The 12246-nt window shown below is 64.6% G+C and carries 13 protein-coding genes; 7 read left to right on the top strand and 6 right to left on the bottom strand.

Annotated elements, in window-relative coordinates:
* Positions 1 to 3 precede the first annotated feature (3 nt).
* Positions 4 to 501 carry a TPM domain-containing protein gene (locus ACXJMY_RS28080; RefSeq protein WP_456622595.1) on the top strand — a complete coding sequence of 166 codons (498 nt, stop codon included), beginning with the start codon at positions 4 to 6 and terminating at the stop codon, positions 499 to 501.
* Positions 502 to 537: 36 nt separating this feature from the next.
* Here ACXJMY_RS28080 and ACXJMY_RS28075 read toward each other — a convergent pair whose 3' ends face one another.
* Positions 538 to 1557 (bottom strand): LacI family DNA-binding transcriptional regulator, encoded by a 1020-nt coding sequence (locus tag ACXJMY_RS28075; RefSeq protein WP_456622594.1) that lies wholly within the window; start codon positions 1555 to 1557, stop codon positions 538 to 540.
* A gap of 130 nt (positions 1558 to 1687) precedes the next feature.
* Positions 1688 to 2818, bottom strand: a complete 1131-nt coding sequence (locus ACXJMY_RS28070) for a M20/M25/M40 family metallo-hydrolase (protein ID WP_456622593.1) — start codon at positions 2816 to 2818, stop codon at positions 1688 to 1690.
* A gap of 297 nt (positions 2819 to 3115) precedes the next feature.
* On the opposite strand from ACXJMY_RS28070, the gene ACXJMY_RS28065 reads away from it, so the two are divergent.
* The 3 genes from ACXJMY_RS28065 to ACXJMY_RS28055 are packed head-to-tail and all read left to right on the top strand — an operon-like array spanning position 3116 to position 5642.
* Positions 3116 to 4018: an amino acid ABC transporter permease gene (locus ACXJMY_RS28065; protein WP_456622592.1), complete on the top strand. Its 903-nt coding sequence runs from the start codon at positions 3116 to 3118 to the stop codon at positions 4016 to 4018.
* Entirely contained in the window at positions 4015 to 4779 is a 765-nt protein-coding gene (locus ACXJMY_RS28060) for an amino acid ABC transporter ATP-binding protein (RefSeq protein ID WP_456622591.1), read from the top strand. The genes ACXJMY_RS28065 and ACXJMY_RS28060 overlap by 4 nt, the downstream gene beginning before the upstream one ends.
* A gap of 35 nt (positions 4780 to 4814) precedes the next feature.
* Positions 4815 to 5642 (top strand): ABC transporter substrate-binding protein, encoded by an 828-nt coding sequence (locus ACXJMY_RS28055; RefSeq protein ID WP_456622590.1) that lies wholly within the window; start codon positions 4815 to 4817, stop codon positions 5640 to 5642.
* Between the two features lie 17 nt (positions 5643 to 5659).
* On the opposite strand, the gene ACXJMY_RS28050 is transcribed toward ACXJMY_RS28055, so the two are convergent.
* Positions 5660 to 6472 (bottom strand): MBL fold metallo-hydrolase, encoded by an 813-nt coding sequence (locus ACXJMY_RS28050; protein ID WP_456622589.1) that lies wholly within the window; start codon positions 6470 to 6472, stop codon positions 5660 to 5662.
* Positions 6469 to 6840 (bottom strand): Crp/Fnr family transcriptional regulator, encoded by a 372-nt coding sequence (locus ACXJMY_RS28045; protein WP_456622588.1) that lies wholly within the window; start codon positions 6838 to 6840, stop codon positions 6469 to 6471. Before ACXJMY_RS28045 ends, ACXJMY_RS28050 begins: the two co-directional genes overlap by 4 nt.
* 291 nt (positions 6841 to 7131) lie before the next feature.
* On the opposite strand from ACXJMY_RS28045, the gene ACXJMY_RS28040 reads away from it, so the two are divergent.
* The 3 genes from ACXJMY_RS28040 to ACXJMY_RS28030 all read left to right on the top strand — a co-directional run bounded on the left by ACXJMY_RS28040 (position 7132) and on the right by ACXJMY_RS28030 (position 9975).
* Positions 7132 to 8145, top strand: a complete 1014-nt coding sequence (locus tag ACXJMY_RS28040; protein WP_456622587.1) for a hypothetical protein — start codon at positions 7132 to 7134, stop codon at positions 8143 to 8145.
* 93 nt (positions 8146 to 8238) lie between these two features.
* Positions 8239 to 9783, top strand: a complete 1545-nt coding sequence (locus tag ACXJMY_RS28035) for a hypothetical protein (RefSeq protein WP_456622586.1) — start codon at positions 8239 to 8241, stop codon at positions 9781 to 9783.
* A 27-nt stretch (positions 9784 to 9810) separates the two neighbouring features.
* A complete protein-coding gene (locus ACXJMY_RS28030) occupies positions 9811 to 9975 on the top strand; it encodes a hypothetical protein (RefSeq protein WP_456622585.1) in 165 nt (54 codons plus the stop codon).
* A 187-nt stretch (positions 9976 to 10162) separates the two neighbouring features.
* Here ACXJMY_RS28030 and ACXJMY_RS28025 read toward each other — a convergent pair whose 3' ends face one another.
* Together ACXJMY_RS28025 and ACXJMY_RS28020 are read right to left on the bottom strand one after the other, a co-directional pair.
* Entirely contained in the window at positions 10163 to 10810 is a 648-nt protein-coding gene (locus ACXJMY_RS28025; protein WP_456622584.1) for a glutathione S-transferase family protein, read from the bottom strand.
* A 197-nt stretch (positions 10811 to 11007) separates the two neighbouring features.
* Positions 11008 to 12213, bottom strand: a complete 1206-nt coding sequence (locus ACXJMY_RS28020) for a CaiB/BaiF CoA transferase family protein (RefSeq protein WP_456622583.1) — start codon at positions 12211 to 12213, stop codon at positions 11008 to 11010.
* Between the last annotated feature and the right edge of the window lie 33 nt (positions 12214 to 12246).

Here is a 12246-nt window from a genome sequence, read left to right as displayed (position 1 = left end):
GTCATGAGCATCAAGCGCATTGCCAGGCATCTCGTGCAGCATCATTGGCGGGCCAAGCAGGTCTTTCCGCCAAACGTGCTCGACCGTATCGAGCAGGCAATCAGGCAGGGCGAAACAACCCACTCCGGCCAGGTCCGCTTCGTCGTCGAAGGCGCGCTCGACGGCGCACCGCTGTTCCGCAATCAGTCGGCACGCGCGCGTGCCCTCGACGTGTTCTCGCACTTACGGATCTGGGACACCGCGCACAACAACGGCGTGCTGATCTATCTCCTGCTCGCCGACCGCGACGTCGAGATCGTCGCCGACCGCGGCATCGACGCGAAGGTCGGTGGCGAGGGCTGGGAAAGGATCTGCCGCGCTATGGAGGTCGAGTTCAGATTCGGCCGGTTCGAACACGGCGTGATCAGCGGCATCGCGGCTGTGTCGGGCGAGCTGGCGCGGCACTTTCCGCCGCAGGGTCCGCATGCGAACGAGCTGCCGGATGCGCCGGTGGTGATGTAGTCCGACCTCGTCCCGACCAGGGGCGGGGTCTTGCGTTTATCCTGAGATGGCGCCGGTCGACTGTCTGACGACGAGGCCAGTCGGTTGAATGGTGATGCCGGTGGGCCCCGGCGCTTCACCTGTGATCAGGCGAACCAGCATCCGCACTGCCTCATAGCCAAGCTGATCGAGCGGGTAGGCGACCGACGTCACGGCCGGCGTCAGCAGATCGGCAACGGGACCGTCATAGAAGCTTGCGACGGACAACGCGCCCGGAACGTCCAGGCCGAGTTGTCGCGCCACGCGCAGCGCACCCGCGGCCACCAGATGGTTGGTGGCGAAGATCGCGGTCGGACGGTCGGCGAGCGCGAGCACCGCATGCGCACCCGCCTCGCCGCCCTCACGGTCATAGCCGCAATTGACCACGAACCGCTTGTCGAAGCGCAGCCCGCGTTCGGCGAGTCCCTGCTTGAATCCCGCAAGACGCCGTGTGCCGAGGAAGCGCCGCGTGCTGCCGAGAAATCCGATCCGCTCATGGCCGAGCTCCGCCAGATGACGTACGGCGAGCGTAACGCCCGCCTCGTCATCCAGCATGACGTGCGGAAACTGCTCGTTCAGATAGCGATTGACGAGCACAGCGGGCGCTCCGAGCTGCTGCACGGCAGCCAATTGCCGTGCCTCCTGCTTGCCCGTGGAGATCAGAAATCCGTCCACCCTGTTGCTGGAGAGAATGCGCGCGGCGAGGTTCGGGTCTTCACCTTCCTCGCCGATGCCGCCGATCAGCATCGAATATCCGAGCTCGTAGGCCGCCCGCTGCGCGCCCTGGATGATGGCGACGAATGCCGGGCTGTTGATCTCGGGCACGATCATCGCAAGACTGCCCGAGCGCGCAAGGCGCAGGCCCCGCGCCTGTGGATTGGGGATGTAGCCCAGTTCCGCAATCGCGCGGCGAACCGTCTCCTTGGTCTCGTCCCTGACGTTGAGCGTCGGATCGTTGTTCAGGATGCGCGATATCGCGCCGGGCGAAACGCCCGTCGCCTTCGCGACGTCGGCTATCGTCACTCTCTTGCCAGCCACCAAGCCTCGCCTCTGGATTATCCCGAGCCGGACGATAGACCTCAGTCCGGCGTCGCATCCTATAGCATCGGAAAGACCGGAGCGCCGCTGCCCGCGCAGTGCAATTTTCCCCGGGGTGGGGATGGACGAGCTATTCGCTGCCGGTCAGGTAGTCCCACGCCGACAATGCATGGGTCTTGATGACAGTCATGAACTCCTCCACCGACACGCATTCGTCGGCTGCGGCCATACGTGTCGGCGCCGGCCCGTAGATATAAGCGGGCACCTTGTGATAGCGCCAGAACTTGCAATCGGTGGCGCCGAGCGAGGGAATCGCGACCGGGCGCACACCTGAGACGGTCTCGGCGTTGCGCGCGAGGATGCCGACCATCGGATGGTCGTGTGCGCATGAATTCGAAGGGTTGCTTGCGGCTTCCTGAATGGCGACGTCCGCCTGCGGATAGTCGCCGAGAATCGTATCGATGGTCTGCATGACCCGGGCGGCGTCCAGGCCGATCGGCAATCGAATGTCCGCCTCGAAGACGCAGGACGCGGGAATCATGTTGACCTTCAGCCCGCCCTGGACGGTGCCGATATTCAGCGTAGGGCGGGTCAGGACGTCGGCGGCGCCGGCGCCCATCGCGCGATCGGCCGCAGTGCGCACATCAGGCAAGGCGAGATAGGCCCGCAGCGACGGTGCGAGGTCGGGGACGATCGTCTCAATCTGTCCAAGCCGGTTGATCAGGCTCGCGGCGATACGCGTCGCGCTCTCCGATTTGTGCAGATATGCGCCGTGCGCGCCGGCGGTTCGTACCGTGAAGGTCAGCCGCAACGTGCCTTTTTCAGCGAAGCGGACGGTCTGCAGACCGCTGGGCTCCGCGTTGATCATGCAGTCGCCATGCCATCGCGTGTCGTTTTCGAGGAGCCAGCGGCTGCCCCAGCGTCCACCGGTCTCCTCGTCCGACACGGCGGTGAGGCCGAGGCTGCCCGCCAGCGCGGCCCGGTGGGTGTGAAGGTAGCTGAACGCGATCACCGATGCGGCGGTTCCGGCCTTCATGTCGCAGGCTCCGCGGCCATGCACGCAGCCATCTTCCAGCGCGCCCGACCAGGGATCGCGCGACCAGCCGCTGCCGTCACCCACTGGAAACACGTCGATGTGGCCGTTCATCACCAGTCGCCGCCCGCTGCGCCCTCCATCGAATTCGGCGACGACATTGGGCAGGTCCTCGCGCGGCGCCACGATCGACGCCTCGATGCCGCGGTTTGCGAGATAGCGCGTCACGATCGCCGCGGCCCGCCGCGTATCACCCGGCGGATTGGGCGACGGCTCGCGGATGAACGCCTGGAGAAAGGCGATGTGGGAGGCGCGATCGCGCTCGATCTCGGCGATCAGGTCATCTTTCGTTACATGGTGCATTGACATTCTTCCCGGTCTTTGTAGTTTAGTAAAACGATTTACTAAGCTGTGAAGCCAAAGGCAAGCTGGTTAACTCCAGACCCGCGGCGACGAGCCGGCGGCGCGGTGGCGATCGCGCAATCGCATGGGAAGCGAGCATCGTAGGACGACGAAGACACTTTCATGGCAAGCGTATTGAGTGAAAATCCCGCCATGGGCGGGCGAGAGGGCCTCACCGAGGACATTTCGGAGTTCGAGCATGTGCGACGGAAGCATGTCGGCCGCTATGTCAGCGCCGCGCTGATCGTCGCGCTCGTGTCCTGGGTCGTCATGGCGTTCGCCCACGGCCGGATCGAATGGGCCATCGTCGGACAATATCTCGCGGTGCGCAGCATCGTTGCGGGCCTCGGCAACACCGTGCTGATGACCGCCTTGGCGATGCTGCTCGGTGTCTCGATCGGCGTGACCGTTGCCATCATGCGGCTCTCGGCCAACCCGGTGATCAATTGGGCGGCGGCCGGTTATGTCTGGTTCTTCCGCGGCACGCCCGTGCTGCTGCAACTGTTGCTGTGGTTCAACCTGGCCCTGGTGTTCCCCAATCTCGGCATTCCCGGACTTGTCGAGGTGCCGACCGTCGAAGTGATGACGCCTTTCCTCGCTTCGCTCCTGGGGCTCGGCATCAATCAGGGGGCCTATACGTCGGAGGTGGTGCGCGCCGGCCTGTTGTCCGTCGACCAGGGGCAATACGAGGCCGCCAAGGCGATCGGCATGCCTCGCCTGCAAGCGCTGCGCCGGATCATCCTGCCCCAGGCCATGCGCGTGATCGTTCCGCCGATCGGGAACGAGCTCATCGGCATGGTCAAGCTGACTTCGCTTGCGAGCGTGATCCAGTTTCCGGAAATCGTCTATAGCGCGGAGAATATCTACTACGCGAACAACCGGGTCATCGAGCTGCTGATCGTCGCGGGCATCTGGTACGTGGTCGTCGTCACGGTGCTCTCCGCTCTCCAGGGGCGGATCGAGCGATATTTCGCGCGCGGCGCAGGCGCATCCGGCGCAATGACACGAGCCGGGGTATCGACGTGACTCCCATCGTCAAATCCGTCGGCCTGCGCAAGTCCTTCGGCGGGTTCGAAGCCCTGAAGGGCATCGATCTCGAAATCGACCGCGGCGAGGTGCTGTGCATTGTCGGCCCGTCGGGTTCGGGCAAGAGCACCTTCCTGCGCTGCATCAACCAGCTCGAAGCCATCGATGGCGGTGCCTTGTGGGTCAACGGCGAGCTGGTCGGCTACCGGCGCACCGGCCGCAAGCTGTTTGAACTCTCCGAGCGCGAGATCGCGCGGCAGCGGCTCGCGACCGGCATGGTGTTCCAGCGCTTCAACCTGTTTCCGCACAAGACGGCCCTGGAGAACGTCATCGAAGGACCGGTTCAGGTGCTGAAGATGGAGCGCAGGCAGGCGGAGTTGGCGGCCAACGAACTGCTCGCACGCGTCGGACTTGCGCACAAATGCGGGGCTTACCCGATCGAGCTGTCGGGCGGCCAGCAGCAGCGCGTTGCGATTGCGCGCGCACTCGCGATGAAGCCGGCGTTGATGTTGTTCGACGAGCCGACCTCCGCGCTCGATCCGGAGCTCGTCGGCGAAGTGCTCTCCGTCATGCGCGATCTCGCACGGAGCGGAATGACCATGATCGTCGTGACCCACGAGCTCGGCTTCGCACGCGAAGTTGCGAACCGGGTGCTGTTCATGGACCACGGACTGGTGGTCGAAGCCGGATCGCCCGAACAGGTTCTCGGCAGGCCAACCCAGGCCCGTACACGCGATTTCATTTCGGCAGTGCTGAGCTAGCCGTTCGACGCCATCGAGGCGCATAGGGGAATATCATGCTTACACGATCCCGCCGTTGTCTTGCAGCTGTCGCCTTCGTGGTCGCGCTCGGCCAGGCCACGGGCATCGCTTGGGCGCAGGGCACGAAGACGATCATCAACGCGGCGACGGTGCCGAAATATCCTCCTTTCGAATTCAAGGATCCGGCGTCCGGCAAGCTGATCGGATTCGATGTCGATATCGTCGACGCGATCGCCGCCAGGATGGGCATCAAGGTCAATTGGATCGATTCGAGCTTCGACCAGCTGATCAGCTCGGTCGAGACCAGGCGTGCCGACGTCATCGTGGCCGGCATGGCCGATACGCCGGAGCGCCGCGCGACCGTGAGCTTTCTCGATTACCTGCACGCCAATACGGTGTTCTTCACACTGCGCGCCAACGCCGCACGCTATCCGGATCTGGACGCGCTGTGCGGCAAACGGGTCGCCACCGCGCGCCGGACCATCTGGCCCGCCGCAATCGAGAAATGGAGCGACGAGCATTGCACCGCCGCCGGCAAGCCTGCCGTGATCGTGGTGGGAACGGACGGATCACCGGATACGCGGCTGCAACTGAACCAGGGACGCGCCGATGCGGCAGTCCAGGGCGCCGAGACCATCCCGTATCAGAACTCGATCGAGGGCAACCGCTACGTCATTCTCGGCAAGCCATTCCTCGTCCAGGACATGGGACTCGGATTTGCCAAGGACGATGTGCAATTCGGACAGAAGCTCAAGCAGGCGCTCGCGGCCCTCATGGCCGACGGCAGCTATCAGGAGCTGCTGCGCAAATGGGACCTGACGGGCAGCGCGATCGAGCAAGCCATGATCAACGGCCAGCCCTGAACGCACCGGCGCGCCCCTTAATCATCCAGCTTGTTCAGATCCCTGACCGACTGCATGATCGGCTCGAAGTTCGAGCGCGCGTCCAGCGCGTCGAACAATTGCGCCGTGTCCGCCAGCAAGCCGTGCGACCTCGCAATCGCAATACGCACATCCTCCTGCGGCGTGTCCGACAGCCGTCCGTGCCCCGACAACAAAATCTTCGAATCCAGCCCCTTCAACCGCTCCAGCGACTGGATGTAGTCGGCGATGCTGCCCGAGCCGAACACGCCGCCCATCACGCCGCCGGGCATCAAGGTGTCGGCGGCAAACAGCAGGCCCTTGTCCTGGTCGTACAGCGTGATGCAGGCCGAGGTGTGGCCCGGCGTGTGCATCACGTTGAGGCGAAAATCGCCGAGGTCGATCAGATTGCCTTCCTCGAGCCAGATGTCGACGTTGATCGGCACGTTCGGCTCGTTGAACATCTTTCGCAGCATCGAGAAATCGTCGCGCAGCATGATCTTGTTGGCGGCGAGGCGATGGGCTGCGACGAACGTGCGATGCGCGTTGAAGTGCCAGGCGGCGCCGATGTGGTCGAGATGTTCGTGGCTCAGCACGACCATGTCGATCTTGTCCGGCGGGCAGCCGGCGAAGTTCAGGCATTCCGCCAGCGCCGGATAGTTCGAGGACAGCCCGACATCGATCAGGATCGTGCGCGCCGAGCCGCGCACCAGATAGGCGTTGGCGGCGCGGTTGGAGAAGCGGATCTGGTAGACGTTGTCCGCGGCCTGGATCAGCGAGCAGACGTCGTTCTTCATCAGGATCGGGAAGGCCGTCGGCTTGCGGTCACTCATGATTGCGCGGTCCGGTAGGTGACGGCGTTGGACGCGCGCAGGCGCTTGGAGAGCGCGTCCATCACCATCAGCGCGAAGGCCGGCTGCTGGCTGACCAGATAGACGAAGCGGGCGTGGTTGATCCTCATCACCTTCGTGTTCGGCGCCGCCGCGATCGCCGTCGCCGAGCGTGCCGAGCCGTCGATCACGGCCATCTCGCCGAAGAACTCGCCCTTGCCGAGTTTGACGATGCTGGTCTTGTCGGCGCCGCTGATCTTGGCGATCTCGACCTCGCCGTCGAGGACGACGAACAGCTCGCGGCCGGTCGAGCCCTCCTCGAAGATGACGTCATCGACACCAAACTCGTTGATGCATTTCTCGATCGTCATGACACTCCCCGAGGGCCCTCTGTCGCCCTTCTGGCTGACGGCACTGTCCATGTTAGCCGGGTCGCCAGGGCGGGCAACAGCCCGCTCGGCCGGCTTGGCGGCCTGCTGCAGAGCAGCATCGGCTGACAATTTGTTGCACGCCGCCACGCCGGTTCCACTTTCCCGACCCAATTCGGCCCCGGAGGAGTTCCTAAAATTTCGGTAAGCGGGTCCCGAGGTAAGGATTTCGCAAGCAATGAAAGTTACCAAAAGGTCAATCCAGAGTGGAGTATTTGAACTGTGAGCGAACCAATGGCTGAGCAGGCTGCCCAGGATACGAGCGTCGTGGCAGCTGCGACCGTGCCGCAGGCCGTCGAGGCGGCCGGAATCGAGGCACCCTCGATCGCCCCCGACCATGAGGCGCCGCCCAAGCCAGATCCGGTCAAGGCAGAGGCCCCGAAGGTCGAGCCGCCAAGAATCGAGGCATCAAGAATCGAGGCATCGAGGATCGAGGTGCCGAAGTTTGAAGCCAAGCCCGAGACCAAGGCCGAGATCAAGCCCGAGCCGAAGCCCGGCAAGCTCATCGTGATGGCGCCGTCGGAGCGGTCCTGGGACCGCGAGGACTTCGCCCCGCATGTAAAGGCGGAGGAACCGCGCGAGACCGGTGGCAAGCGCCGCCTGTCGGCGATGGCCGCGGTGATCGCGCTTGCAGCCTGCGTCGGCGCCGTCAGTGGCGCGCTCGCAACCGTGAGCGTGATGCATTTCGCAGCTAACCCGGCACCGGTGCAGGTCGCCGACACCAGCGCGCTGGAATCGTCGGTCGCCCGGATCGATGCCGACGTGGTCGCGCTCAAGGCCAATGTCGAGCACAGCTCCAAGACCGGCCTCAGCCAGTTCAACCGCGCCAACGACCGTCTCGACAAGCTCGAGAAGGCGCAGGCCGAGCCGATGGCCAAGCTGGCAAAACTGTCCGAGACCGTCGACAAGCTCCGCGCCACGCCGCCTGCGGCGCCCGCACAGGCCGCGGCCGCAGCGCCCGCGAAGGAGACCACCGGGTCGATCGCGCCGACCCAGGTCGCCACTGCCGCGCCGGCCGCGGCTCCGGCGGTCGCCGCGCCCAAGACCGAGGTCGGACGGCTGCCGACGATCGAAGGCTGGGTACTGCGTGACGTCTCAAACGGCGGCGCGCTGATCGAGGGCCGCGGAGGTCTCTACGAGGTCTATGCCGGCGACCCCATTCCCGGCATCGGCCGCGTCGATGCGATCCGCCGCCAGGACGGCCGCTGGGTGGTCGTCACCAGCAAGGGCCTGATCGTCGCGCGCTGAGCCCCCGATATCCGACTTTCGAAGAGGCGCTTCACCACGATGTGAAGCGCCTTTTTGCTTGAATAGGCGGACCCGCGCGGTGTTAGTGGAGGCATGAGCCGCGCGTTGCGAATTCTCGTTGCTGTCGTCGTGTTGTTCGGTGGCGCCGTGTCGTCAATGGCCGCGGAGACTGCGGCGCTCGCGCGCGGCACCGCCATCACCGATCCCGATCTCCTGCGCCAGCTCGATCAGCACGACGCGCTCACGATCTCGCGCCTGCTGTCGCCGGAGCGGAACGCGGATTTTCCGCTCACGACCGACAAGCTGTTCGCGTTGCTGCCGCAGCTTGCGCCAATTCCTCCGGCGATCGATGCCGAGTTCGACCGCTATATCGGGCAGCACAAGGCGGCATTCCCGAGCGAGACCATTGGCGTCGGCGAAGGTTTTGACGTCCAGCTGTTCGATCGGGCCGTCCTGAAATCCCCTGACACGCGTTTCGTGCTCGCTGGCATCGTCAATCGCATGGACCGCGCTTACGTGTCGGAAGAGTCCTGCGGCGAGATCCGGCTGATCTACCGGTTGACCCGCTTCGACGGCAAGCCGGACGGCGGCACGACGGCGACACGCCTGCCGATGACGCTCAACCTGGTGATGAAGGCGAGGGACGCGCGCCAGACCGATCGCAGCGGCAGGCCTGTCACCTGCGCCGAGGTCGCGCAGAGCTGGCTCGACAATGGCGACTGGCAGGGGCTGATCGGCAGTTCGTTCCAGCCAACCGATGCCATGCTCGACCGCATCGAGACCAACATCCAGATCTCGATCGCGCCGAAATCGGCGCTGCACGATTTCCGCTCCGACTATCTCCTGAAAGTGTTCAAGTACGACGCCGCCACGAAGCGTTTCGAGGAATCGACGCTGGAGAACCAGATCGATCGTGACCGCATCCGCGCGGACGATACGCTCCGGCGCGACTTCAAGGCCTGGCTGCTCGCGCCGGAGAACCTTCGCGCGTTCGATCGCGGTACGGTGCTGATCCCCGAAAAATTCCTGGCCAAAGCCGCAATCGCGCCGACGCCGGCGGGCTTCGATGCATCGGACTTGCAGCCGGAATTCGGGATGATGCAGGGGGAGGACAAGAGCAAGGGCGATCCCGTCTTCACCGACGACGATGTCGTCGGCGCGCTGAAGCAGGCTGCCGCGCGCGGTATCGACATGCAGAATGTCCGCTCGGTCGCCGGCTTCCAGCGCCGCCTCAACGACGTCACCTGCTCGGGCTGCCACCAGACCCGCGGCATCGGCGGCTTTCATTTCCCGGGCGTGGATTGGCTTGCGGACAAGCCCTCCAATTCCACCATCGTGCCGGCCTCGCCGCACTTCTTCGGCGACCAGCTCCGCCGCCGCGACATCTTGACCTCATTTGCCGCGGGCAAACGCCCTGATTTCTCTCGCGGTTTTTCCAGCCGCCCGCAAACCCGCGGCAGCCCGGAGCTGGCCGGGACCGAGTACCAGGACGGCTGGGGCGCGCATTGTTATCTGCAGAATCCGGGATCGGGGGCGGCCGACAAGAGTTTTACGTCATGGACCTGTGCTAAAGGTCTCACCTGTCAGGCTGCCGCGGCCTCGAGCCGCATCGGCATGTGCTTCATCAAGACGCGTTAGGCCGCCTCCAACCGGTTTGGATTCCCCATGACGGACACGAGTGACGCCGAYAAGAAGCGCAATCGCGAGATCGCGCGCAATGAGGAAGCCAAGCAGGTCACCGGCAGCATCCGCGTCAGCACCTGGGCGGTCGCGGTGGTCGTCATCGTCGGCGGAATTCTGTTCACGCTCGGCTGGCTGGCGTTGCGGTAGTTGGACGCGAAGATTTCCTTTCGCCTCTCCCCGCGTGCGGGGAGAGGCCGGAATGCGCGCGAAGCGCGGATTCCGGGTGAGGGGGCTCTCCGCGAGTCCGACTCTCACCGAATTTGCGGAGGCAGCCCCTCACCCCAACCCTCTCCCCGTAAGAACGGGGAGAGGGAGAAGAGAGAGCGTCGCGCCCTCACTTCGCGTAGTTCGTCATCCGCTTGCCGGGCAGCAGGTCATAGGCCGATTTCCAGCCGGGCAGCGCCGCCATACGGCCGAGCCAGGCGTGGATGGCGGGATGGCTTTCCGCGAAATCAAAGCCGTGCTCGTCGCTCGGATAGTGCAGATAGGCCATCATCGAGATATCGGCGACCGTCGGCCGCGCACCGATCGCGAAGGCATTGTGCTGGAGGTGCCCGTCGAGGATGTCGAGGAAGTCGTCGAGCCGCCGGCGGAAGTGCTTCAACACCTGCGGATCGTTGCTTTGCGTAAACGCCCGCATGAAGCGGTAGGTCGCCATGTAGCCGGTGAGCTTGTGGTTGTCCCAGAACAGCCAGCGCAACAGCTCGAACTGTTCCTCCTCCGTCTCGGCGCCAAAACGCCCGTATTGGTCGGCAAGCTTGAGCAGGAGGGGCGCGGTCTGCGTCATCTTCACGCCATCGACCTCGAGCACCGGGATCTCGCCCATCTCGTTCACGGTCTTGCGCCACTCCGGCGTGCGGGTGACGCCGCCGCCGAAATCGGTCCAGACCGGCTCGAACCTCTCGCCGCACAGCGTCAGCATCAGCGCCAGCTTGTAGCTGTTGCCGGATTCGGGGAAGTAGTGCAGGCGATAGCTGGGCATGGGACCTCACGGCGACGGTAGTTGTGGAGGCAAAGCTATCACGTCATCGTCGTCCCGGCGAAGGCCGGGACCCATAGCCACCGAATGTGGTTTGGCGAAGACTTGGAGTTGCCGGCTTTGCGCGACAACTCTCACTCTGGGATATGGGTCCCGGCCTTCGCCGGGACGACGGCGGAGTATGTGGCGCCAGCGCGCCCTTACCCCACCGCCCCCGAACCCCGCAGCTGCTTGATCGCCGCCTCGTCGTATCCCGCCCCGCGCAAAATCTCGTCACTGTGCTCGCCGACGCCGGGCGGCTTGCGCGGTTGCACCTTTTTGGTGCCGTCGATCCAGATCGGGCTCGAGATGGTCAGCATGGTGTCGTTCTCGAACGGCACCAGCACTTCGTTGTCGAGCATCTGCTTGTCATTCGGGATGTCGTCGAGAATTCCGACGATGCCGAACACCAACCCGTTGCCGTCGAGGATTTTTCGCCATTCGGCGAGATCCTTGGTAGCGAAGGTCTCGTCAAAGATCTTGATCAGCTCGACCGAGCGGGCGTGACGGTCGGCCTTTGTGGCAAAGCGTGGATCGGCGATCAAATCCTCGCGTCCGAGGCATTTGGCCAGCGTCGGAAACTGCTTCTCCTCGCTCAGCAGCGACAGGATCAGCCAGCGGCCGTCCTTGCACTGATAGTGGTTGGCGACAGCGTTGAGCGCGCGCTCGCGCGGCCGCCTCTCGGCGAATTTGGCGCCGCTGAGCTTGGCCTGCGCCAGCGTGCCCGCGGCCCACACCCCGTTCGCCATCAGATTGGAGGCGACATGCGAGCCCTTGCCGGTCTTCTCGCGCTGATACAGCGCGGTGACGATCGCACTGTACAGGGCCATGGCGCAGGGATGGTCGCCCATGCCTGCGACCGAACGGGCCGGCGTGGTGTCGATGTCGGCGCGGACCAGGTCCATCAGGCCGGAGCGCGCCCAATAGGCGTTGCTGTCGAAGCCGGGCTTGTTGGCCTCCTCGCCCTTCTCGCCATAGCCGGTGAAGGAGGCGTAGATCAGCCGGTCGTTGAGATGGGCGAGGTGGTCATAGGTGATGCCGAGCTTGGCGCGCACCGGCGGCGGCATGTTGGTGATGAAGACGTCGGTCTCTTCCACCAGCTTGTAGAGCACGGCCTGCGCCTCCGGCTTGGAGAGGTCGAGCGCGATGCTCTTCTTGTTGCGGGCCTCCAGCAGCCAGGCGTAATTGTGTTCGCTGCTCGGATAGCCCGGAATGTTGGGCAGATTGCGGTAGGGGTCGCCGGCGCCGGGCGGCTCGATCTTGACGACGTCGGCGCCGAAATCCGAGAGCACGGTCGCGGCGGCGGGCGCTGCGATGAAGCTCGCGCAGTCCAGAACCTTCAGCCCTGCAAAAATGCCTTTTTCCATCGCGGCGTTGCTCCTCGCTCTTGTTGTTTCCCG

The sequence above is a fragment of the Bradyrhizobium sp. P5_C12 genome, from assembly GCF_054049735.1.
Note: the sequence above shows the minus strand (reverse complement) of the source record. Positions and strands in the feature narration are given on the sequence as shown.